The organism is Deinococcus yavapaiensis KR-236 (genome assembly GCF_003217515.1).
GTDB lineage: Bacteria > Deinococcota > Deinococci > Deinococcales > Deinococcaceae > Deinococcus_A > Deinococcus_A yavapaiensis.
Genome location: NZ_QJSX01000026.1, coordinates 25,891 through 48,286 on the forward strand (window position 1 = coordinate 25,891; position 22,396 = coordinate 48,286).

Here is a 22,396-nt window from a genome sequence, read left to right on the forward strand (position 1 = left end):
CGCCCCTTCAACTCGTTCGTGATCGAGCGGGTATCTCCCGCACGCCTTCGCTCGACGCCACGAACGCCTGGGTCGCCATCCCGAGGAACAGGCCGTGCTCGACGACGCCCGGCGTGAGCTTGAGGCGCTCGGCGAGCGTGGCGGCATCCGGAAGGGCGTCGCCGAAGCGGGCGTCGAAGATGTAGTTGCCGTTGTCGGTGACGTACGCTTGCCCGCCTTGCTCGCGCAGCGTGCCGCGGGCGCCGAGGTCGGCGAGACGGGCCAGGGTGCTTTCGAAGCCGAAGCGCACGACTTCGATCGGAAGGGCGGCTTTTTCGCCGAGACGCGTGACGAGCTTCGCGTCGTCGGCGATGATCACGAGGCGCTTCGCGCGCAGTTCCACGAGTTTCTCGCGCGTGAGCGCGCCGCCGAGCCCTTTGATGAGGTCGAGATTCGGGTCGATTTCGTCCGCGCCGTCGATGGCGAGGTCGAGCTCGAGCGTGCCGAGCTCGACGATCTCGATGCCTTGCGCGCGCGCGAGCGTATCGCTGGCGTCCGAGGTGGGCACGCCGACGATGTCGGTGAGTTCGCCTTCACGCAGACGACGCCCGAGTTCGAGAATCGCGTACTTCGCGGTGCTGCCCGTGCCGAGCCCGACGCGCATGCCCGACTCGACGAGGGCGGCGGCCCGCACGGCGGCTTCCTGCTTGAGCTCTTTACGATGAGGCATGATTTGCCTTGTGCTCTTGAAGGGCCGCGAGCACTTGCTGCGCGTGGCCCTCGACGTTCACGGCCCTCCAGGCTTTCACGAGCGTCCCGTCGGGCGCGATGAGGAAGGTGGAGCGCTTCACGCCCTCGCTGACTTTGCCGTACGTGTTCTTCGTGCCGAACGCGTCGATGGATTTCAGGTATTCGGCGCTCTCGTCGGTGAGCAGGGGAAAGTTGAGGGAGTACTTCTCGGTGAACTTAGCGTGGCTGTCGGCGTCGTCGCGACTCACGCCGAGGATGACGGCGCCGTGCTCGCGAAGTTCGGCGTTGTCGCGAAAATCGCAGGCTTCCTTCGTGCAGCCCGGCGTGTCGTCCTTGGGGTAGGCGTACAAGACGACGTAGCGGCCCGCGTACCGCGCGAGGGTGTGCAGTTCACCGCTCGCGTCATGCAAGGCGAAAGGAGGAAAGGGGACTCCGGGTGCCAGCGTCTCGGGTTGCGTCATGACGCGAGAATACCAAGGCTCGGCGAGACGACCGTCATCTCCTCTTAAGTTTCCCCGCTATTCTGTGAGACGTGAATTTGGCCGATTTCATTGACCACACCCTGTTAAAGGCGACCGCAACTCCGAGCGACATTCGAAAGCTGTGCGCGGAGGCGCGCGAGCACGCGTTCAAGGCGGTGTGCGTCAATTCCGTGTACGTTCCCCTCGCCAAAGAGGAGTTGGCGGGGTCGCGCGTGTTGATCGCAACCGTCTGCGGCTTTCCGCTCGGCGCGCTCTTGCCGCGCCAGAAAGCGGCGGAAGCGGCAGCGAGCGTCGAAGCGGGCGCGGACGAAATCGACATGGTGATCGACATCGGCGCGGCCGTCTCGAACGACTTCGGCCGAGTCCAGGCGGACATCGTCGCCGTGCGGAGCGCCACCGAGGGCAAGATCCTCAAGGTCATCATCGAAACGTGCTACCTGTCCGACGACCAGAAGCGCGGCGCGACCCTCGCGGCCCTGAGCGCGGGCGCCGACTTCGTGAAGACCTCCACGGGGTTCGGCACGGGCGGCGCGACCCTCAGCGACGTCACCCTCATGAAGGACGCGCTGAAGGGCGGCGCGCAGATCAAGGCTTCGGGCGGCATTCGCACGCGTGAGGACGCCCTCGCGATGATCGCAGCGGGGGCGACGCGTCTGGGCACGTCGGGAGGCGTGGCAATCGTGACGGGCGGCGAGAACCGTACATCGTACTGATCTCGCTCGCCTTGCCTGCGCTGCTTCGAGGAGAATGAAGTCGTGACGGATCTCGTGCTCGCTTCGCAAAGCCCTCGACGGCGCGACCTCCTGTCGCGCCTCGGGGTGACGTTTCGTGTCGTGACCGCCCACACCGAGGAAGTGTCGACGTTCGAGGACCCCGCCGACGTGGCGCGCGACCTCGCGCTGCAAAAAGCGCGAGCGGTGAAAGCGCTCGCGCCGCACGCCGTCGTGATCGCCTCGGACACGCTCGTCGCACTGGACGGCGAGATTCTCGGCAAGCCGGTCGACGAAGCCCAGAACGCCGCGTACGTTCGCAAGTTGGCGGGACGCACGCACGCCGTCTTCACGGGCGTGGCGGTCCTCGGCGCCGCTCAGGAGGCGCGCGTGGAAATGACGCGCGTGACGTTCCGTGACCTCACAGACGCCGAAGTCGCGTGGTACGCGCGCAGCGGCGAAGGTCTCGACAAGGCGGGCGGCTACGGCATCCAAGAGCTCGGGCTCGCCCTCGTCGCGCGCGTGGAAGGGGACTACTCGAACGTCGTGGGCTTTCCCCTTCCGCTCGTGATCGACTTGCTGCGGCGCGCGGGCGTGGAGGTCTTGGCGTGAACGCGTGGCGTCGCCTCGCCGTCGTCTACGTCCTGCTGATGCTCGTCAGCATGGCAGCGACACGCTTTCAAATCACGCCGCCGCTCGCCGTGACGAGCGGCATCCTGCCCTTGACGCAACTCTTCGACGGCGCCGCCGACAACGTTCGTGGAGCGTACGGCACGCTCGTGGAGGAACGCGACATCGCGCGGCGCTACCGTGAGCTTCGCTCGCAAAACGATGTGCTGCGCGGCCGTCTCAGCGTCCTGGAGCGCGAAAACGCACGCTTGAAGGAAGCCGCCCAGATTCGCGCGACGCAAAGCCCGAGTCTCGTGACGGTCGCGTCGGTCGTCGCCGTGGACCCGTCTCCCCTGCTGTCACGCCTCACCGTGAACAAGGGAATTCGTGACGGCGTGAGCTTGCGCATGCCCGCCACCGTGCCCGCCGGCCTGGTCGGGCAGGTGACGAGCGTGGACGGCACGAGCGCCGCCATCACGACGATCCTCGATCCCGAAAGCCGCGTCGGCGTGAGCCTCGCGCGTGAAGGTTGGCGCGGAGGGCGGGGCCTCGCGTTCGGGTATTCGTCCGAGCGCCTCAAGGCCGAGTTTCCCCTCAGCGTCGACGTGCGCGTCGGAGACGTCGTGGAGACGTCGAACCTCGGCGGAGTGTACCCGTCGGGCATTCGCGTCGGGTCCGTCGAGGAAATCTTGCCGCTCGGCTCGAACGACGTGCGCCGCAGCGTCATCGTCAAACCCGCCGCCGATATCACATCTCTCGAAGAAGTCGCGCTGCTGCGCGCCCTTTAACGGCCCTTCATGCGAATCCTGGTGTACCTCCTGCTTCTGATCGGCGTTCAAGGCGCCCTCACTCGGCTGCTGCCCGCGAGCGTCAGCGCGCCCGACCTCTTTTTGCTGACGGCGGTGGCGCTCGCGTTTCGCTGGCGTCCGCTGCCCGCCTTGCTCGCCGCGTACCTCATCGGCCTCGTGCAAGACGTCCTGAGCCACGCGTCCCTGCTGGGCTTGCATGCCGCCGCCGTCGCGGGCGGCGTGCTGCTGGTGCTGGGCTTGCGGCGCTTTCTCGCCTCCGACGGCTTGCTTCAGACGATCGTGTCGGTCACGACGGCGACCGTGGGTCAGTGGATCGCGTTCCTGATCCTGACGTACTGGCTGCGCAACGACCTCGTGACGGTCACGACGCTCTCGACCGTTCTGCCCGCCGCGCTCGTCGGAACGCTCGTCCTCGCGCCGATGGTGGAGCGCTTCGCGACGTGGGCGTTCGGGCCGCGCGGCAGCGTCGAGGAGGGGCTGGCGTGACGCGCACGAGAGGCCGGTTCGTCGCTCGTCCCCGACGCGAGCAGGGTGCGTCCGCCCGTCCTGCTTCCCGCAGTCTCGTGGGCCGCCCGCACGTCCTCGCGCTCTTGTTCACGCTTTTCCTCGGAGGCTTCACGGCCCGCATCTACGACTTGCAGATCAAGCGGTACTCCAGCTTCGCCACGCAAAGCGCCGACAACTTTCAGCGTGACGAGATCGTGCGCGCGCTTCGCGGCGAAATCCGTACGCGTGACGGCGTGCTGATCGTCACGAACCGCCTCGCCGTGGATCTCGTGTACAAGGGCGGCGACATTGCCGATTGGGAACGGCTGCGCTTTCTCAGCGGTTACGACAACGCCGACTTGCCGAAGGTCGAGCCGGGCGGCGAAGTGACGCTTGTGCGCAACGTGGCCGAAGACAAACTGGCCGCGTTGTACGAGTTCACGGTGGGCTTGGGCAACGTGGAGTTGCGCGAGCGCGTCGAGCGCTTCTACCCGCAAGGCTCGCTCGCCGCGCACTTGCTGGGCTACACGCGCGAAGCGAACGAATCGGAAGTCAAGGAGAGCGGCTACGCCCTCGGCGATCTCGTGGGCGCGACAGGTCTCGAGGCGAGCTTGCAAGACATTTTGAAGGGCCGCAACGGCGTGCGACGCGTGGAAGTCACGGCGGCAGGTCAAGCGCAAGGCGAGCGCGTCGTCGATCCTGGTCAAAAGGGGAAGGACGTCGTCCTCACGATCGACTCGCGTCTTCAAGCGGCGGCCGAGCGGGCGCTGCGCGAAGGCCTCAAGCAAATCAACGAGACGCGCGCCAGGCACGGCGATCCGCCCGACACGAGCGTTAACGGCGCCATCGTCGCGCTCGATCCGCGCACGAACGAGGTGCTGGCGCTTGCCAGCAGCCCGACCTACGATCCGAACTGGTTCTCCCAATCGCCGAGGCCGCCGCAACTCGCCGATGCGCTGCTGGGGCGAAACGGGTACTCCACCATGAACCGCGCCGTGCAGATGTACGACTCGGGCTCGGTCTTCAAGCCGACGTCGACCCTCGCGTACATCGAGCGTTGGGGCAACAAGAGCTTTTCGTGCACGCCCTTCATTCGTTACGGCAGCATTCGCCGCAACTGGTCGTTTCGATTCATGGGGATGATGGACGGCCGTGCGGCGATCGCGAACTCTTGCAACACCTGGTACTACCAAGCGGCGATCGACGCGAATCCCGTCATCTTCAGCAACTACCTCGCTCAGCGCGCCAAGGAGCTTGGATTCGGCCGCGAGACGGGCTTGGAGATCATCGGCGAGAAGACGGGGTACTTGCCGAGCCAACGCAACGAGGAGAAGCGCTGGGCCGACGTTCGACCGGCGGGCGAACGATACTTCCCGGGCCAAGCCTTGTCGTTCGCGATCGGTCAGGACGCCCTGCGCGTGACGCCCGCACAAATCGCGTACGTTCTTTCGGCCATCGTGGACGAGGGGCGCCAGCGACCATTGACAGTCTTGAAGGCGGTCGGGGGCGAGCCGCGTCCGCGCAAGGCCGAGCGCCGAGTGCCGGGCGACGTGAAGAACTTCAAGCTCGTGAAGCAAGGCATGGAGTGGACGACGACGCGCGGCAGCGGACAAAGTGGCACGGCGGCGCACATCCTCGGGCCGGACAAGTTCCCGGTTCCGACGGCGGGCAAGACAGGTACGGCCGAGAACGCCCTCAGCAAGAAATTCAACCTCGGCTACACCAACGCGTGGTACGAAGGTTACGGCCCGGTGGACAACCCGAATTTCCTCGTCGTGGCCTTTTTCGAAAACGGCGGCGAAGGCTCGGGAACGGCCCTGCCCGCCGTGGCGAAGATGTTCGCGGCGCGCTGGTGCTTGAAGGTGGACGAAAACGGCAAGCTCGACCCGCCGATGTATCAGCAGACTCCTTGCCTTGGGGAACTGGACGCCCGCGGGCCGGCGAGCGACGGCGCGCACGCTTCCACGGCGCAGCCGACCGCCCCGAAGAAGACGCCCTGAGCGTCAGTCGGCCGCTGGAGTGGATCGCTTGGCGGCGATTCGTTCCAGCCACGCCTTGTCCTCCACGCGGCGCAAGTACGGATTGAAGAGCTGGGCGATGCAGAACACGACTTGCACGATGCCGAGGACGAGCAGGACGCTCGACGGCGAGAAGACGCCTCCGGCGATGCCGGCGAGGAAGGTGGAGAAGGGACCCGTGCACTGAGCGATCAGGCGGCGAACGCTGAACACGCGGCCTTGCATCTCGGGGGGCACCTGCGTTTGCCAAATCGCTTGAGAGTGCGCGTTGAGGATGGGAGTCATGCCGAAGTTGATCGCCGCGAGAAACGCCGAGAGGTACAAGTTCGTGGACAGCGCGAACGCGATCAAGGCGAAGCCGGCGAGAATCATGGGAACGAGCACGCCAAACACACGCCGCTCCTTGAGGCCGCCCCACGTCGAGATGAGCACGCCGCCGAGCACGCCGCCGAGACCGCCGATGGTCGTGAGGATGGCGAGGGCCGCCTCGAACGTCAAACCGCGCGCCGTCCAGTCGGGTCCGAGGGTGAACTTCACGATGAGCGGCTCGAACACGCCGAGCGGTCCGCCGATGAAGTTCACGACGCTGAACGTTCCGAGCAGCCACAGCAACGGTCGGCGCGCGAAAATGTACTTGAAGCCGAAGCCCACGTCCGACCACAAGCTCTTGGGCCGCTCGTCGCTTCGAGGTGGCGTCGGGATGTGCAGTCGCGTGAGGACGAGACCGGCGAAAACGAAGGATACCGCGTCGAGGAGGAAGACGAGGGCCGTCCCGTCGTGCAACAACGGCAACGCCACGCCGCGCTGTCCGAGCAAGGCCGGGGCGGCGATCAGGAAGGCCGCGAGCCCCGGGGCCAGCAAGCCCGACAGCGTCCACAGCGTTTGCATCATGCCGTTGGCCCGAGGCAGCTTGTCGTGGGGAACGAGAACGGCGTAACTCGTGTCGAACGCCGATCCGTGGAAGGTGCCGAGAAGGGAGCCGAGCGCGACGAGCGGCACGAGCGCCCACAACGGCAGCGCCCCGAAGACCACGAGGACGGCGAGCAGGGCGCTCACGAGGGCGCTGCCGAAGTCGCACGTGAGCATGACGCGTCGCCGATCATGGCGGTCCGCCCACGCCCCCGCGATGGGCGATCCGAAAATGGCGGGCAACGCTCCGGCGAGCGCGACCGCCGAGAGAGCGAACGCGAGGCTGGCCTTCTGATCGGGATTGGGGTAGAGCGTCTGCGTGAGGTAGATGGTGATCGCGAAGTATGACAGCGCGCTGCCCACGACGCTCAGGGACTGGGTGCCCCACAGAGTCAGGAAGGTGCGCCAGCCGTTCGGCGTCGGCTCGGACATGCGGACAGTGTAGGCAAGACGAGCGGGCGAAGCGTCCGCCTTATGGCGCATCGCGCAAAGAGAACTTGTAATCTGGCGTCATGACGAAAACGAATCCTCAGCCGCCCGTCGCTGCGTCGCGTCCGGTCGTGCACGAGCGCCACGGAGACCGCCGCACGGACGAGTACTCGTGGCTGCGCGAGCGCGACCATCCGGACGTGATGGCGCACCTGCACGCCGAGAACGCCTTCCTCGCGAAGGTGATGGAGCCCCTCCGAGGATTGCAAGGCGAGCTGTATCAAGAGATGCTTTCGCACGTTCAGGAGACGGACGACTCGCCGCCCGTGCCATGGGGCGACTTCGAGTACTACACGCGCACCGTCGAAGGCCTCGACTACCCCATTCACTGCCGCCGCCACCGAGAAGGAGGCGCCGAGGAAGTCTTGCTCGACGGCAACGAGCTCAAGCGGCGTGAGGGCCTGGAAAACGTCTGGATCGGCCGGACCCTGCCGAGCCGCGACCATGCCCTCTTGGCGTATCAACTCGACACGGCGGGCGCGGAGCGATACGAGCTTCGCGTGCGCGACCTCATGACGGGCGCGGAAACGCGGACGGGCGTTCAAGATGTGAGTGACGCGGGCCTCGCGTGGAGCGCGGACGGATCGTACCTGTACTACATTCGCAACGACGAGGCTTGGCGGCCCTTCGAGGTGTATCGCCACCGACTCGGCGAAGATCCGGCCTCGGACGAACGGCTGTACCGCGAGGATGACGAGACGTACACGCTGCGTCTGAACACGAGCGACTCGGGCGACGAACTTCTCTTGACGTCGGATTCCACGATGACGACCGAGGTGCGGCGCCTTCGAGCGACCGACACGAGCGGCGCCTTCGAGGTGATCGCGCCGAGGCGACGTGGCGTGGAGTACAGCGTCGAGGACGGCGGGCATGAGTGGCTGATCCTCACGAACGAGGACGGCGCGCGCGAATTCAAGCTGATCGGGCTCGCCAAAGAGGGCGGCGAAGTACGCGAGATCTTGCCGCACGACGAAGCGCGCTTTCTGGAGGGCGTCACGGTCTTCGAGAACTTCTTGCTCGTGAGCGGAAGAAGCGGCGGCACGACGCGCTTGTGGGTCCTGCGCCGAGACGAGGACACGGCGCGTGAGGTGACGTTCCCCGAGGAGGTCTACACGGTGCGCGTCGGCGAGAACCACGAGTTCGCGGCGACGACCGCCAGGCTCGTGTACACGAGCCTCGTCACGCCCTCGACGCACCTCGACTTGAACCTCGAAACGCTGGAGTTGCGCGAGGTGAAGCGAACGCCCGTCCCGAACTACGATCCTGAGCTGTACACATCGTCGAGGATGTGGATCACGGCGCGTGACGGCGCGCGCGTTCCCGTGAGCCTCGTGCACCGCAAGGACATCGCGCGGCCCGCCAAAACCCTCTTGTACGGCTACGGCAGCTACGGCTTGAGCATCAACCCGTCGTTCATGGCAACGCGCCTTCCGCTGCTCGATCGAGGCTTCGTGTTCGCGATCGCGCACATTCGAGGCGGCGGCGAGATGGGCCGCGCGTGGTACGAGGGCGGCAAGCTGCACGCGAAGTCGAACACCTTCACGGACTTCGTGGACGTCGCCGAGCACCTCGTTGGGCAAGGCGTGACGACGCCTTCGCACCTCGCGGTGATGGGACGCAGCGCGGGCGGCCTTCTCATGGGCGCCGTCACCAACATGCGGCCCGACTTGTTCAAGGTGGTGCTCGCCGGCGTTCCGTTCGTGGACGTCGTGACGACGATGCTCGACGCGTCGATTCCCCTCACGACGCTCGAGTGGGACGAGTGGGGCAATCCGGCCGATCCGACGTTCTACGAGGTGATGAAGGCGTACAGTCCCTACGACAACGTCGAGGCGAAAGCCTATCCGCACTTGTGGATCTCGACGGGTCTCAACGATCCGCGCGTGGCTTACTGGGAGCCGGCGAAGTGGGCGGCGAGGCTACGCGAGCGCAAGACGGACGGGAACGTCCTCGTGCTCAAGACCCTCATGGGCGGCGGGCACTTCTCCAGCAGCGGTCGCTACGACGCCCTCAAGGAAACGGCCGAGGAGTACGCGTTCATGATCGCCGCCCTCGAAGGACGGTTCGACGCCTGAGGTGAGTTTCGTCGTGACGCTCGCGTCGTGGAAGGGTGGAGTCGGAAAGTCCACCCTCGCCGTTCACCTCGCCGGCTGCCTCGCTCGACGAGACAAGCGAGTGGTGCTGCTCGACGAGGACGAGCGGGTGGGCAGCGGCGCGAGGTGGGCTTCGCGCGGCGAGACGCTCGGCTTCGAGGTACTGCGTCCCGAGGACGTGAAGCCCAAGAAGCTGCGAAACGTCGACTTCGTCGTGATCGACACGCCCGGCCGGGGCGGTCTCCGCAAGCTTCGCGAAACGCTGAAGCGCACGGACGTCCTGCTGGTACCGACGGGCCCCTGGGTGACCGAGTTGGACGCGACGCGCAGCATGGTCGAGGCGCTGCGTCCTCACGCGGAGTTCGAGAAGGTGTCGTGCGTCATCGCGCGCGCCCCGGCCGTCGGCGGAGCAGGCAAGCGGGCGCGGGACGCCCTTTCCAGAGAGGGAGTCTCGGTCGCTTCGACGATCATTCGTGCGTACAACGCTTACCTGACGGCCGCCGAGCGCGGCTGCCTGGCGTGCGACGTGCGCGGTGGAGCGAGCGCGTGGAGTGACGTGAGCGCCCTCACGAGCGAGCTGTTTTCAGCTTGACGCGCCGAGGGTGCGCGACACGAGAAACCAGACCGCTTCCGAGAGCGCTTCGGGCGGGCGGGTCGCGTCGAGAATCACGAAACGTTCCGGCGAGGCGTCCGCGAGCGTCAGGAAGCCGCGCCGAACGCGCTCGTGAAAGGCGAGGTCCGCTCGCTCGAGGCGGTCGTGCGCGCCGCGTGTCGCCGCGCGGCGCAAGCCCTCTTGCGGATCGAGGTCCAGCAAAAAGGTCACGTGCGGCATCAAGCCGCCCGTCGCTTCCCACGTGACGGTGCTCAGGAAATCGAGCGGCAAGCCGCGCCCGTACCCTTGGTAAGCGACGCTAGAGTCGGCGTAACGGTCGCACACCACGACGTTTTTGTCGTCGAGGGCGGGTCGGATGACGTCGCGTACGAGTTGCGCGCGGCTCGCCGAGTACAGCAGGAACTCGCTCAACGGCGCGATGTCGAGGTCGCTTTCGAGGACCACTTCGCGCACCTTCACGCCGAGTTCGGTTCCGCCGGGCTCGCGCGTCAGGAGGTGCGGCACGCCATGGTCATCGAGGCGTTCGGCGAGCCTGCGGACTTGCGTGCTTTTCCCGGCGCCCTCCGGACCCTCGAAGGTGACGAACAGGCTCACGGGTTGGCTTTCACAGACCCGTCGGCACGTGGATGAACTGCCACGGCAAGCCGAAGGTCTCCTCGATCTTGGCGGCGAGGGCGCGCACGCCGAAAGTCTCGGATTCGTAATGCCCGATGTACACGGAGTTGACTCCGAGTTCGAAGGGCAACGCGAAGTCCTGGTGCTTCGGCTCGCCCGTGATGAAGGTATCGAGTTCCTCGGCCGCCGCTTCGACGACACTTTCGGACGCGGCGCCCGAAATGATTCCGACGCGGCGCACCTCGCCCGGCCCGCCTCCGTGCACGAGGCAGATTTCCCCGGTGAGGCGCTGCAAGCGGTCCGCGAAGTCCTGCAGCGACATGGGGATGGGCAAGTCGCCCTTCACGCCGATCTTGAAGCCTCGGTAGGAGCCGAACGGCTGCGCGTTTTGCAATCCGAGCGCCGAGGCGATCATGGCGTTGTTGCCGACTTCGGGGTGCGCGTCGAGCGGGATGTGCGACGTGTAGAGGTTGAGGTTCGCGCCGAGCGCTTCTTGTACGCGCGTGCGGTGAGGACCGACGAGCGCGAGCGGCTCACCCCAAAAGAGGCCGTGGTGGGTGATGAGCAGGTCGGCGCCCGCGTCCACGGCGTCTTGGATGGTGCGCAGGTTCGTGTCGACGGCGACGGCCACGCGGCGAATCTCGGGCTTGCCCTCGATTTGCAGGCCGTTCATCGAGCGGTCGGGAAAGCGGGTCGTGCCGAGGTACTCGTTGAGCCAGCGAACGAGCTCGGCGCGCGCGACGGTGGGAGCGGAAGCGGTCACTGAGGCATTGTAGCGAGTTCCGAAACGTGCGCGCCCTGCACGATCTCCAAGCGGTTACCCCAAGGATCGCGAAGATACAGCCGAGGCACGTCGACGCGCTCGTCGATCTCGAACGGAATTCCGAACGCTCGGGCGCGTTCGATCATGGCGCTCAGCTCGGCGCAGCGAAGGCACGGGTGCGCTTTCGTCGCGGGCGTGAAAGGGCGCTCTACGCCGACGTGAAGTTGCCGACCGTCGGGCAAGCCGAACCAGGCGCCGCCGTTGGCGCGCAAGGCGAGCGGCTTGACGAGTTCGGGCAAGCCGAGGAACTCCCCGAAGAAGCGGCGGGCGTCGTGCTCGCATCCTTCGGGCGCGCACACTTGCACGTGGTCCAATCCGACGATCAAGGAAGTCATGCTGGAAGCGTAATGCTCGCGCGCACCCTCGCCTTGTCACCTCGCGAGAGACGTCAGCTGACCGCCCTCTTCCCCGCCTTCGACGCGAGCGCCACGTACCCCTCGACGAGCTTCACGATGACGGGGTTGTGCGTGTGAACGCCGTGCGCCTCGCGTGAACCGTCGGGCACGAAATGCGCGATGACGGCCGCCTCGTCGTCGCGCGCGAGCAACAAGCCGCTCTGCCCCACCGCCGCGATCGCCGGCAGGTCGCGCAATCCCGTTCGCGTCACCTCCACGCCTCTCGGCGTGACGTCCTCTAAGTGCGCCACGAACGGCCCCTCTCCCGCCAAGAAGAGGCAACGACGCGCGCCGAGCGCGAGCGTCTCGCACAGCGAGCGGATGGCCGCCTCGCCGCGCAGGGCGTACACGGCTTCGGGCGCGGGGTCGGGCGTGAGCCGCGACAAGTCACGCTCCAACGCCGACAGGCGATCTTGAAAGCCGCGCCGCGCCCGCTCGATGTACTCTCGGGCGGACAGCGGCGCATATTCCATGGGGCTCTCGGAGACGCGCGCGGCGAGTCCGCGCGCTTCGAGGCGTTGCAGCGTTTCGTAGATCTTCGGCCGGGGAATGTTGGCTTGACGCGCGATTCTGGCGGGTTGCGCGCGACCGAGGGCCAAGAGGGCGGTGTACGCGCGGGCTTCGTACTCGGTCAGGCCCAGCGCTTGCAAGTGGACGACGGCGCTCATTACCTCCCAGCCTACTCTGCCTCTTTCCGAAAGGAACGAGGCGAAGCGGAAGCGCTGGAGTCAGCGCCCCTTCAAGATCTCGACGGCCTTGGCAAGTTGCGCGTCTTTGGCAGGATCGACGAGAGCTTGGCCGTCGTTGTTGACGTTGGAACGCGCCGAGCGTTGCGGCGTATCGGAGAAGGTGAACTTGCCCTTGTCGTCCGCCGTGGCTACCAGCGTGCGCCCTCCGACCGACAAGCGGACTTTCTCGCCGGGCTTGGCGCCCGTACCCTCGTAGGTGACGAATCGAGGCCGAGTGGTGTCGGCGACGACGACGTCGGGCTTGATGCCTTGCCCTTGAATCGAGCGTCCCTTGGGCGTCAGCCACTCTTCGAAGGTGACGGCGAGGTGGCCTCCGTTCGCGAGGGGTTGCACGCTCTGCACGACGCCCTTGCCGTAGGTCTTCTCGCCGATGATCGTGGCGCGACCCGCGTCTTGAAGAGCGCCCGCGACGATTTCGGAGGCGGAGGCGCTTCCGCCGTCGACGAGCACGGCGAGCTTGCCGGTGTAGTCGTTGGGGGAAGGTGACGCTTGCGCGTTGTCGTCGCAGCTTTGCACCTTTTCGCGCACGCCGCCTCGCCCGCGCACCTGCAGGATGTCACCGCTCGAGAGAAAAAGGTCGGCGACGGGGCAGGCGATGTCGAGGTAGCCGCCGGGATTGCCGCGCAGGTCGAACACGACCTTGTCGATGTTGCGGCGCTTGAAGTCGGCGAAGACGGCGGGGAACTCGGTGAGGATACGCTCGTTGTCGAATTGATTGATGGCGACGTATCCGACGTTGTCGGGCAGCACGGCGGACTGCACGGACGCGACTTGCACACGCGCGCGGCGAATGGTGGCCTCGTACGTGCCGCTTCCGCGCCCGAACTCGATCTTGACGTCGCTGCCCTCCTTGCCGCGCACGAGGTCGCGGAGGTCGTTGAAGGGAATCGCGGTGACGTCCTTGCCGTCGATCTTTCGGAACACGTCGCCGACCTGCACACCTGCCCGATCTGCGGGCAGCCCTCGGTAGACCGCCTCGATCGTGCCGCCCGTGCCTTTTTGCAGATCGTTCGCGATGAAGGTCACGCCGATGCCGAAGAACTCGCCTTGGCGGTCCTCGGTGTCGCGGGCGGCTTCACGCGGAGTGATGTAGCGCGTGTACGGATCGTTCAGCGTGGCGAGCGCGCCCTTGATGGCGCCTTCGAACAGTTGCGTCCGGTCGGCGGGCTTGAGGCCGAGTTGCTCCACGATCGCGATCGTCTGAAGCAAGGTCTGATTGAGCGGAGAGGCGGCGAGGTCGCTTTGGCTGTACGACCGGAATTGCGCGTACCCGACGGCGGTCGTGCCGATCAGCAGACCGATCGCGAGAAGTGTCTTGCCCGTCTTGTTCATGGCGTCAAGCTAGCGCGGCGCGGTGAAGTCGGCGTGTGCCGACTTCACGAACTCGCGCCGAACCGCGTTCACGGCGGGTTTCTTCACGCATGAGATGAAGTTGTTGGTTATGCTGATGTTCAGCTCATGCTTGCCTTCGAACTTTGCTACGTCGTTCGCTTCCCTCGGGGAGCGGCATGATCGAATTCCACCACGTCAGCTTGGAGTACCCCATCACCCGCACCCTCGCGCTCGACGATCTCAACGTCCACGTCCGGCGCGGCGAGTTCGTGTATCTCGTCGGCCACAGCGGCGCCGGGAAAAGCTCGTTCATGAACTTGATCCTCAAGCGCGCCCTTCCGAGCCGCGGCGAAGTGTACTTCAGCGGCGAGCCGCTCAAACGCTACCGACGTGCCCGCACGGCCATGCACCGCCGCCGCATCGGCATGGTCTTTCAAGACAATCAACTTCTGCCGCACCTCAACGCGTTCGACAACGTGACGTTCGCGCTTCGGGTAACGGGCGTCAAGAAAGTCGAGTGGCAGGAGCGCACGCGCGAGGTGTTACGCCTCGTGGGCTTGGAACACAAGCACGGCGCCTTGCCGATGCAGATGTCGCAAGGCGAGCAGCAGCGCGTGGCCATCGCGCGCGCCATCGTGTGCGAACCGCCCGTCCTGCTCGCCGACGAGCCCACGGGCAACCTCGACCCGGATTCGAGCCGCGAGGTGCTGCGCGTTTTGCAAAACATCAATTTGCGCGGCACCACCGTGATCGTGGCGACGCACGCCCGCGACCTCGTCGAGACGTACCGCCACCGCACCTTGACGCTGCGCAAGGGCCGATTGGTGCGCGACGATCCGTATGGAGGGTACGCGCTATGAGATACCACGTGCGACAAGCCCTCATCGCCTTGAAAGCGAACTTCACGGCGACGATGGCCACGATGACGACCATGATTCTCGCGCTGTTCATGCTCGGCGCGGTCGTGCTGCTGACCCTCAACGTGGACCGCGCGCTCGGCCAGTTGGAATCCCAAGTGGAAGTCGCGGCCTTCTTGGACGACGACGCCGACAAGCAAGCGATTTTGACGCGCGTCCAAGCCTTGCCGGAGGTGCGTGACGCGGTCCTCACGCCGAAGGACCGCGTGCTGCAGGAGATGACGCGCGACTACCCGTACGTGCGCGAAGCGGCCGATCTTGCTGGGAATCCATTTCCGGACACGTTGAAGTTGCGCGTTTCCCGAGTCGCCGACACGGTGAAGGTCGCTCAAGTCGTGCAGGCTCTGCCGGGCGTGGAGAGCGTCGAGTACGGCGCGAGCTACGTGGACCGCGCGGCGCGAACCCTCACGGTCGTGCGAACGGGCGGCTTCGTGCTCGTCGGCTTGCTGCTGTTCGGAACGCTCCTGAACATCCTCAACGCGGTGCGCGTCACCATGTACGCGCGTCGCGGCGAAATCAACGTGATGCGCCTGCTCGGCGCGACGGGCAGCTTCATCCGCGCGCCTTACCTGATCGAGGGCGTGCTGCTCGGCCTCCTCGGCGGGCTCATCGCGGGCGGCCTGCTCTATCCCGGTTATGGAGCGCTCGTGACGCGCGTCGGAGAGTTCGCCCCCGCCTTGCCGCTCGTGCGCAACTCGCTGTTGCTCGCGCAGCTCGGGGCAGCCTTGGTGGGGCTGGGGGTGTTCGTCGGCTTCGTGGGCAGCCTCTTCGCATCGGCGCGCTACCTCAAGGAGCTCGAATGAAGCGCCGGTCGCTCGCACTCGTCACGCTCGTGGCCTTGTCGAGCGGCGGCATGATGGTCGTGAGCGCCCAAACGATGTCGCGCAAGTTGGAGGCGTTGCAGTCCAACCTCGAGCAGCAGCGCGTCCTCGGCGACACGCAAAGAGCGCAACTCGAAGACCTCCAAAAAGAGCTCGCTTCGCTCGACGCCCAGCAGCGCGCGGCCATCGACCGCCTCGACGCCTTGGGCGATCAAATCGCGACGCTCGAAGCGCAAGGCCGCGACTTGGAAGCGAAGCGTCAAAGCGTTCAGGAAGGCATCGGCATTCTCGACACGCAGATCGAGGTCGTGTCGGCACGCGTAGAGCGTCTCAAGGCGAGCGTACGCCAGTTCATGCGAGCTTTGCAGCGCGAGCGCAGCGGACAGTACCTTGCCGTCTTGTCACAGTCGCGCAGCATTCAGGATCTGCTCGTCCGCGCTCGGTACGCGAACGCACTGGGGCAGCAGAACGTGCACCTCACGCAAGAGCTGCGCGAACAGACGACCTTGCTCCAATCGCAACGCGAGCAGCGCGTCGCCCTCGAAGCGCAATTGCGGGACGTGCAGACGCAACTCGCCGCCAAGCTCGTGGACGTGCGGTCGCGCCGCGACGAGCAAAGCGTTTTGCTGGCCAATTTGCGTGAAACCGAAGCGGGCAAGCAGGCGCTCGCCGTACGGACGAAGGCGCAGCAAGCGATCACCTCGCAAACCATCGACGATCTCATCGGCCAAGTCGTGACCGAGCGCGCAAGCATCGAAGCGGAACGCCGAGCGCGCGAGGAAGCCGAGCGGAGGCGACGCGAGGAGGAAGCGCGTCGCCTCAAGGAAGAGCAGGAGCGCCTCGCCCGCGAGCGTGCCCGGCTGGAAGCCGAGCGCAAGGCGCGCGAGGAAGCGGCAAGACGCGAGCAAGCCCGCCTCGTCAAGCTGGAGCAGGAACGCAAAGCGCGAGAGGAGGCCGAGAGGCGAGAGCAAGCTCGCCTGGAAGCCGAGCGCAAGGCGCGCGAAGAAGCGGCGAGACGCGAACAAGCACGCATCGCCGCCGAACAGCAAGCGAAGGAAGAAGCCGCGAAGCGAGAGCAGGCTCGCATCGCCGCCGAACAGCAAGCGAAGGAAGAGGCCGCGAAACGAGAGCAAGCCCGTCTCGCTGCCGAGCAGAAAGCGAAGGAAGAGGCCGCGAAACGGGAGCAAATCCGCCTCGCCGCAGAGCGGCAAGCTCGAGAAGACAACACGAAACGAGAGCAAGCCCGTCTGGAAGCCGAACGCAAGGCGCGCGAAGAAGCGGCGAGACGCGAACAAGCACGCATCGCCGCCGAACAGCAAGCGAAGGAAGAGGCCGCGAAACGAGAGCAGGCACGCATCGCCGCCGAACAGCAGGCGAAGGAAGAGGCCGCGAAACGAGAGCAGGCTCGCATCGCCGCCGAACAGCAAGCGAAGGAAGAGGCCGCGAAACGAGAGCAGGCTCGCATCGCCGCGGAGCGTGAAGCACGCAAGAAGGCGGAACGGCAGCGACAACTCGACGCAGCCCGAGCGGCGGCCGAGCAGGCACGGCGCAAGGAGCAGGAAGCGGCCGAAGCCCAGGCGCGCGTCCAGCGCGAGCAGCAAGCGAACGCGGCACGGCAAGCGCAGATTCAACAGGAAAACCGTCAAGCCCAAGCGCAAAGTGCTCCGCTGCCGGCCAATACCGGCGGTCTCAGCTTTCCCATCGCTGGTGGACGCATCAGCGTCCCGTTCGGAGCGGAAGGGAGTTGGGTCGTCATCGAAGGTGGAGCGAACGCGCCCGTCTTGTCGGCCGCCGATGGGGTCGTCGTCCGCGAGCTCACGAACGCGAACGACGGCTACGTTCTCATGGTGCAGCACTCGACGAAGCTGCTCGGCGTGTACATGGGCTTGCAGCAACCGACAGTCAACCTCGGGGACCGCGTGAGTCGCGGGCAGGCGCTGGGATACACCGGAGGCTCGCCGATTCTCGGCGTCACCGGCATGCGCTTCTCGGTCGCGGTGGTGAACAGCGGCGGCAACGGTTGGGATTACGTGGCCCCGAACTTCTGAAGCGCTTCGCGAGCGCTCCTTGTTCTGACCGCCGCGTTTTGATACACTTCGTCGGTGCGCTCAAGCTGGCTGCTGGGGGCGCGAAGCCTAACCCTCACCCATTAGGAAGAGTAGAAATCCATGGTTAAAATTCGTTTGTCGCGTTTCGGCTCCAAGCACAACCCTCACTACCGTATTGTCGTCGCGGACGCTCGTCGTCCGCGTGACGGCGGCTACATCGAGAGCGTCGGTCACTACGACCCGCGCAAGACCACCGAGAGCTACCTCAAGGTGGACGTGGAACGCGCCCGCTACTGGCTCGCCCGCGGAGCGCAACCGACCGACACGGCGCGTCGCCTCCTGCGCTCACAGGGAGTCTTCGCCGCCCAGGCGCCCGCCGCCGAACAAGTCGAAGCCTAAGCCGACAACTCCTCGAGAGAACGATGCGCCGCGAGCTGGGCTCGCGGCGCATCGTTCTCTCGATTCAAGTCAGAAAGTTCAGCAGCACGTCGTTGAATGCCTCGGCGGCGTCGAGATTGCTGAGGTGACCAGCGTTCGGCAGGACGTGCAAGGGCGACCCGAGCGCTTTGGCGAGTTCGCGCGCCGTGTCGGGAGGCGTGACCGTGTCGTTCTCGCCGACGATGACGATCGCCCGTTCGCCAAGCTTGGGAAGATCCTTCCTGGAATCGACTCGGGCAGCCATAGCGTGCAAAGCGCCTGCCACGCCTTCGCGAGACGCTTGGTAGATCATCTTCGAAGCGCGCTGCGCGGTGAGGGGCGGGTGCGTTTGCGACGCGTCCGCGATAAGGAAACCGACGCCTTCGGTCAGAGCCCGCCGAGCTTGCTCCTCTCGCTGAGCAACGCGCTCGCTCGTATCGGCGCGGGCCGTCGTATCGGCGAGGACGACTCGGTCGAAGCGAAGGGGATCTTGCCGCAGCAATTCCATCAGCAAGTACCCTCCCATGCTGAGTCCGATGGCGTCGAGCGGACCGGTCGGTACGCGCTCCAAAATCCACTCGGCCGTCTCGGGCAGCGAAGATATCGCGCCTTCCTCCCCGCCGAAGCCTGGCAGGTTGTGCGCCACCGTACGCTTGCCGGCCGCTTCGAGCACCTCGATTTGCTCTCGCCACATGTCTCGGCACAAGGGGAAGGCGTGCAGGAACAGCACCGTGTCAGCCATGCGCCGAGTGTAGAACGCGACACGCGCCGCGACCCGTCAAGCCAAGATCGAATGAAGCGCGTCGCCTTCCTGCACTCTGTCCACCTGATCGTCGTAGCTGTACGCGGGAACGTTGGGACACGACTTGCGCAGCAAGGCCGCCAAGTCGGAATCGAGCACGGCAGTGTACCGCCCGAGGCCGACCGACTTCACGAGGTTGTGTCGCGCCGCTTGTCGCCAACGCTCGGACAGTTCAGGGCAAGCAGCGACGGCCGATGTGATTTCGAGTGCTTCGAAAGTCAGATAGATCATGGCGATGAATATACAGGGGGAATCGATTCCAATTCTCGTCGTCAACGCAGAACAAATTTAGCTAATATCCATCGGGGACGTATATGCATGGCGTCATTCATACACGAAGTGTGCCGCCGCGAGGGATGTCACGCTACCATGCGTCTCGTGACATCCCTCGCCGTCATCCTTGTATCTCCCAAGTCTCCCGGCAACATCGGCTCCAGCGCCCGCGCCATGCTCAACATGAACGTGCGCGAACTGCGCCTCGTCGCGCCGCGCTGCAATCCCCTCGACGAAGAAGCTCGCAAAATGGCCGTGCACGCCGAGCCACTCCTGCACGAAGCACGTACGTACCCGACGTTGTCCGAGGCGATCGCCGACCGCGATTTTTGTGTCGCCACGACCGCTCGAGAGCGTAAGAACCTTCCGATTCCCCGCCTTCCAAGTCAAGTTCGGCCGTCGGTCGAAGCGTCCGCTTCACCCGCGCTCGTCTTCGGACCCGAAGAGTCGGGGCTTACCAGCGAAGACGTGGCCCTTTGTCAAGCCAGCGTTCGCATTCCCACCGGTGACTACGCCAGCCTCAACCTCGCGCAGGCCGTCCTGCTGCTGTGCTACGAGTTCGCCCAAGCGCGTGAGGAAGCGCCTCCCACGTTCAAAGCGGCGCCGCGCGCAGCCATGGACGGCATGTACGATCATCTTCTGCAGTTCATGCTCAACATCGGCTACACCGACGAAGCGCGCGCCCCTCAAATCATGCGCAATTGGCGTACCCTCCTCGACCGTGCCAAGCCCTCGGAACGCGAAGTGCAGTTCTTGCGTGGGCTGTGGCAGCAGGGCTTGTGGGCAGCGAATCGCGAAAAACCCTGACGCGCCACACGGCCCGCTTGGCGTCATGCTCCTACACTGAGCGTGTGACCACCTCCCCTTCGCCACCTCCCAGCGTGAGCGTTCTGCAACGCCTTCGCCTCACGCGGCACTTATTGCCACCTCTCATCGTCCTCGTCGTCGTCTTGTACGAGTTGTTCGCAACGGGTCTCAGCAGTGGTCAAGCTCAATTCTGGGCGCACCTCGCGTTTTACGGCGTCCTCGGACCCCTCGTCACCTTTTTCACACTGCAGTGGCTTGAAAAAGGGGTCCTCGCCCGCGAGCTCGCCGAGCGCGAGTTACGCCGTCTCTACCGAGAGCTTCGGGCTTCGCACCAACAACTCGATACCGTTCAGAGCCTCATTCGTACCCTCGCGGAGGCAGCCGACCTCGAACAAGTTCTGGACGCCGCCGTATCAGGAGCGCAACGAGCCCTCGGCGCCGTCTTCGTCAGGCTTCAACTGTCCGAGGGCTTGGAGCGCGCCGTGAGCGAAGGCACCTTGCTCGTCGCGCCCTCCGCCGACTTGCACGAGGTACGTCTCGCGCTTACCACCGGAAGCGAGGCGACGGGCCGCCTCACGCTGCACTTCGAGCAGGCGCCGTCTCCCGACACGCTTCGCCTGGCGGGCGCCCTCGCAGCCGAAATCGGAACGGCCGTCGAAGCGGCGAGGCGACGCACCCAGGATCTGATTACGCTCTACCAAGTCGACCAGAGCATTCGTGCGGAACGTAACATGCGGCGGTTGCTGGAGCGGGTCACCCAAAACATGGCGGTGCGAATCGGAGCGGCCGCGCGAGCCGTTTACCTCACCGATGAAGACGGCGTCCTGCGGCACGTCTGGTCACGCGATTCCCACGGAGAAGTGAGTCGCAAAGGCTACACGCCCGACTTCGTGAAGCGCACGGCCGCATCCGGGCAAGCAGTCGTCGCCACGTCGGACGAAGCACGTCAAGTATTCGAAAGCGCGAGCGCTGCGCTGGGTCTAGCTATGCGAGACGACGCGGGCATCGTCGGCGTCATCGTCCTGGGCGACACGCATCTCAACGCGTTCGAAAGCGTTCGGGTTCCCCTCCTCGCCTTGCTCGCCAATCAAGCGACGCTCGCCATTCGCAACGCCCGAGCCTACTTGTACAGCGAGGAGCTCGCCATCGGCGAGGAACGCGCTCGCATCGCTCGGGAAATTCACGACGGTGTCGCTCAGTCCCTGGCTTTTTGTGCGTTGAAACTCGACGTCGTCGAACGGCTCATCTCCAAGAATTCAGAGCAAGCAGTCCACGAAGTTCAGGTCGCACGCACCATCCTGCGCGAACAAATTCGCGAGGTGCGGCGCTCCATCTTTGCGCTGCGCCCCATCGACTTGGAACGCTTCGGTCTCCTCGAAACCTTGCGGCGCTACGTGCAGGACTTCGGCGAGCAAAACTCGATACGAACTCACTTGTCCATCGAAGGCGACATCAATTTGGCGCCGAGCGACGAAGCCATCGTATTCCGAATTTTGCAGGAAAGCCTCAATAACGTCGCCAAGCATGCCAAAGCCCGGGAAGTTTGGGTGACCCTCACAGGCGGAGATACTGTCGAATTAGAGGTAAAGGACGACGGACAAGGCTTCGACTTTGCCCAGCTTACCGGCCGGGTCAGCAGTGCGGGCGGCCTCGGCCTCGCTCAAATGAAAGAGCGAATCGAAAGCCGAGGAGGCCATTACACGGTCCTTAGTGAGTGCGGCAGTGGCACGTCCGTTCGCGCGCAACTCCCGATCGCTTGAATACAAATACGTAAAATAGGGTGCCCCTCCAGTGATTGGAGGGGCACCCTAGGTTGGAGCGGGAGACGAGATTCGAACTCGCGACAACCACCTTGGCAAGGTGGTGCTCTACCAACTGAGCTACTCCCGCAAAAAACCCCCGCACCAACCTACTCTCCCAGGACCCTGCGGTCCAAGTACCATCGGCGCCACTGCGTTTCACGACCCAGTTCGGGATGGAATGGGGTGGGTCCACAGCGCTATGAGCACGGGGGCATCTCTTGTTATGCACGACAACAGGATGCAGAAGCGACACACGACGTATCATGGCATTCCAAGGTCAAGACCTCGACTGATGAGCACTCGTCCACTCAACACGTTACCGTGCTTGCATGCCGAGCCTCTTAACCCGGTGATCTTCCGGGAGTCTTACCTGCTTGCGCAGTGAGACACCTCATCTTGAAGTCGGCTTCCCACTTAGATGCTTTCAGCGGTTATCCGATCCGCACATAGCTACCCTGCTTATGCCCTTGGTAGAACAGCAGGAACACCAGCGGTGCGTTCACTCCGGTCCTCTCGTACTAGGAGCAACTCTTCTCAAGTGTCTTCCGCCCGTAGCGGATAGAGACCGAACTGTCTCACGACGTTCTGAACCCAGCTCGCGTGCCGCTTTAATGGGCGAACAGCCCAACCCTTGGGACCTTCTTCAGC

At 65.1% G+C, this 22,396-nt stretch carries 23 protein-coding genes, 1 tRNA gene and 2 rRNA genes; 13 read left to right on the forward strand and 13 right to left on the reverse strand.

Translation table 11 applies throughout. The features are described from left to right. Positions 1-7: 7 nt before the first annotated feature. Together rpiA and prxQ are read right to left on the reverse strand one after the other, a co-directional pair. Positions 8-709 carry a ribose 5-phosphate isomerase A gene (gene rpiA / locus DES52_RS21070; protein WP_110888805.1) on the reverse strand — a complete coding sequence of 234 codons (702 nt, stop codon included), beginning with the start codon at positions 707-709 and terminating at the stop codon, positions 8-10. Continuing rightward, a complete protein-coding gene (gene prxQ, locus DES52_RS21075) occupies positions 696-1,190 on the reverse strand; it encodes a thioredoxin-dependent peroxiredoxin PrxQ (RefSeq protein ID WP_110888806.1) in 495 nt (164 codons plus the stop codon). The genes rpiA and prxQ overlap by 14 nt, the downstream gene beginning before the upstream one ends. 71 nt (positions 1,191-1,261) lie before the next feature. Here prxQ and deoC point away from each other — a divergent pair, with 71 nt between their 5' ends. Genes deoC through DES52_RS21100 form a run of 5 tightly spaced genes read left to right on the forward strand, consistent with a single transcriptional unit; the run spans position 1,262 to position 5,825 of the window. Next, complete coding sequence (gene deoC / locus DES52_RS21080; RefSeq protein WP_110888807.1) at positions 1,262-1,924, forward strand: deoxyribose-phosphate aldolase; 663 nt, start codon at positions 1,262-1,264, stop codon at positions 1,922-1,924. Between the two features lie 42 nt (positions 1,925-1,966). Next, positions 1,967-2,533: a Maf family protein gene (locus DES52_RS21085; RefSeq protein ID WP_110888808.1), complete on the forward strand. Its 567-nt coding sequence runs from the start codon at positions 1,967-1,969 to the stop codon at positions 2,531-2,533. Then, positions 2,530-3,318, forward strand: a complete 789-nt coding sequence (gene mreC, locus DES52_RS21090) for a rod shape-determining protein MreC (protein ID WP_110888809.1) — start codon at positions 2,530-2,532, stop codon at positions 3,316-3,318. The genes DES52_RS21085 and mreC overlap by 4 nt, the downstream gene beginning before the upstream one ends. Positions 3,319-3,327: 9 nt before the next feature. Continuing rightward, positions 3,328-3,825 carry a Rod shape-determining protein MreD gene (locus DES52_RS21095; protein WP_110888810.1) on the forward strand — a complete coding sequence of 166 codons (498 nt, stop codon included), beginning with the start codon at positions 3,328-3,330 and terminating at the stop codon, positions 3,823-3,825. Further along, entirely contained in the window at positions 3,822-5,825 is a 2,004-nt protein-coding gene (locus DES52_RS21100; protein WP_110888811.1) for a penicillin-binding transpeptidase domain-containing protein, read from the forward strand. The genes DES52_RS21095 and DES52_RS21100 overlap by 4 nt, the downstream gene beginning before the upstream one ends. Positions 5,826-5,828: 3 nt before the next feature. Here the strand turns inward: DES52_RS21100 and DES52_RS21105 are convergent, their stop codons facing one another. Then, complete coding sequence (locus tag DES52_RS21105) at positions 5,829-7,184, reverse strand: MFS transporter (protein ID WP_110888812.1); 1,356 nt, start codon at positions 7,182-7,184, stop codon at positions 5,829-5,831. A gap of 80 nt (positions 7,185-7,264) precedes the next feature. On the opposite strand from DES52_RS21105, the gene DES52_RS21110 reads away from it, so the two are divergent. Both DES52_RS21110 and DES52_RS21115 read left to right on the forward strand, forming a co-directional pair. Beyond that, entirely contained in the window at positions 7,265-9,316 is a 2,052-nt protein-coding gene (locus DES52_RS21110; RefSeq protein ID WP_110888813.1) for a S9 family peptidase, read from the forward strand. Between the two features lies 1 nt (position 9,317). Continuing rightward, complete coding sequence (locus tag DES52_RS21115; protein ID WP_110888814.1) at positions 9,318-9,926, forward strand: ParA family protein; 609 nt, start codon at positions 9,318-9,320, stop codon at positions 9,924-9,926. Here DES52_RS21115 and tmk read toward each other — a convergent pair. Genes tmk through DES52_RS21140 form a run of 5 tightly spaced genes read right to left on the reverse strand, consistent with a single transcriptional unit; the run spans position 9,918 to position 13,861 of the window. Beyond that, positions 9,918-10,541 carry a dTMP kinase gene (gene tmk, locus DES52_RS21120; protein ID WP_110888815.1) on the reverse strand — a complete coding sequence of 208 codons (624 nt, stop codon included), beginning with the start codon at positions 10,539-10,541 and terminating at the stop codon, positions 9,918-9,920. The genes DES52_RS21115 and tmk overlap by 9 nt on opposite strands. A 10-nt stretch (positions 10,542-10,551) precedes the next feature. Next, complete coding sequence (locus tag DES52_RS21125) at positions 10,552-11,325, reverse strand: Nif3-like dinuclear metal center hexameric protein (RefSeq protein ID WP_110888816.1); 774 nt, start codon at positions 11,323-11,325, stop codon at positions 10,552-10,554. Further along, entirely contained in the window at positions 11,322-11,720 is a 399-nt protein-coding gene (locus DES52_RS21130) for a VOC family protein (RefSeq protein ID WP_110888817.1), read from the reverse strand. The genes DES52_RS21125 and DES52_RS21130 overlap by 4 nt, the downstream gene beginning before the upstream one ends. 53 nt (positions 11,721-11,773) lie before the next feature. Next, positions 11,774-12,448: a TrmB family transcriptional regulator gene (locus DES52_RS21135; protein WP_110888818.1), complete on the reverse strand. Its 675-nt coding sequence runs from the start codon at positions 12,446-12,448 to the stop codon at positions 11,774-11,776. A 60-nt stretch (positions 12,449-12,508) separates the two neighbouring features. Continuing rightward, positions 12,509-13,861, reverse strand: a complete 1,353-nt coding sequence (locus DES52_RS21140; protein ID WP_110888819.1) for a S41 family peptidase — start codon at positions 13,859-13,861, stop codon at positions 12,509-12,511. A 176-nt stretch (positions 13,862-14,037) separates the two neighbouring features. Between DES52_RS21140 and ftsE the strand changes: the two genes are divergently transcribed. The 4 genes from ftsE (at position 14,038) to rpsP (ending at position 18,046) form a co-directional block, all read left to right on the forward strand. After that, positions 14,038-14,721 carry a cell division ATP-binding protein FtsE gene (gene ftsE, locus DES52_RS21145; RefSeq protein WP_110888820.1) on the forward strand — a complete coding sequence of 228 codons (684 nt, stop codon included), beginning with the start codon at positions 14,038-14,040 and terminating at the stop codon, positions 14,719-14,721. Between the two features lie 8 nt (positions 14,722-14,729). Beyond that, the gene (locus tag DES52_RS21150) at positions 14,730-15,581 is read left to right on the forward strand and encodes a cell division protein FtsX (protein ID WP_342767099.1); all 852 of its coding nucleotides are present in this window, start codon (positions 14,730-14,732) and stop codon (positions 15,579-15,581) included. After that, positions 15,578-17,647: a M23 family metallopeptidase gene (locus DES52_RS21155; RefSeq protein WP_110888822.1), complete on the forward strand. Its 2,070-nt coding sequence runs from the start codon at positions 15,578-15,580 to the stop codon at positions 17,645-17,647. Before DES52_RS21150 ends, DES52_RS21155 begins: the two co-directional genes overlap by 4 nt. A 120-nt stretch (positions 17,648-17,767) precedes the next feature. Continuing rightward, positions 17,768-18,046: a 30S ribosomal protein S16 gene (gene rpsP / locus DES52_RS21160; RefSeq protein ID WP_110888823.1), complete on the forward strand. Its 279-nt coding sequence runs from the start codon at positions 17,768-17,770 to the stop codon at positions 18,044-18,046. Positions 18,047-18,110: 64 nt separating this feature from the next. On the opposite strand, the gene DES52_RS21165 is transcribed toward rpsP, so the two are convergent. Both DES52_RS21165 and DES52_RS21170 read right to left on the reverse strand, forming a co-directional pair. Continuing rightward, entirely contained in the window at positions 18,111-18,806 is a 696-nt protein-coding gene (locus DES52_RS21165) for an alpha/beta fold hydrolase (protein WP_110888824.1), read from the reverse strand. Between the two features lie 36 nt (positions 18,807-18,842). Further along, a complete protein-coding gene (locus DES52_RS21170; protein WP_110888825.1) occupies positions 18,843-19,097 on the reverse strand; it encodes a hypothetical protein in 255 nt (84 codons plus the stop codon). A 138-nt stretch (positions 19,098-19,235) separates the two neighbouring features. Here DES52_RS21170 and DES52_RS21175 point away from each other — a divergent pair, with 138 nt between their 5' ends. Both DES52_RS21175 and DES52_RS21180 read left to right on the forward strand, forming a co-directional pair. Then, positions 19,236-19,946: an RNA methyltransferase gene (locus DES52_RS21175; RefSeq protein ID WP_170131210.1), complete on the forward strand. Its 711-nt coding sequence runs from the start codon at positions 19,236-19,238 to the stop codon at positions 19,944-19,946. A gap of 44 nt (positions 19,947-19,990) precedes the next feature. Further along, a complete protein-coding gene (locus DES52_RS21180; protein WP_110888826.1) occupies positions 19,991-21,706 on the forward strand; it encodes a GAF domain-containing sensor histidine kinase in 1,716 nt (571 codons plus the stop codon). Positions 21,707-21,760: 54 nt separating this feature from the next. Here the strand turns inward: DES52_RS21180 and DES52_RS21185 are convergent. From DES52_RS21185 to DES52_RS21195, 3 genes are all read right to left on the reverse strand, one after another. Continuing rightward, positions 21,761-21,836, reverse strand: a tRNA-Gly gene (locus DES52_RS21185). Positions 21,837-21,842: 6 nt separating this feature from the next. After that, positions 21,843-21,959, reverse strand: a 5S ribosomal RNA gene (gene rrf / locus DES52_RS21190). A gap of 62 nt (positions 21,960-22,021) precedes the next feature. Next, positions 22,022-22,396, reverse strand: a 23S ribosomal RNA gene (locus DES52_RS21195); the annotation flags it as partial.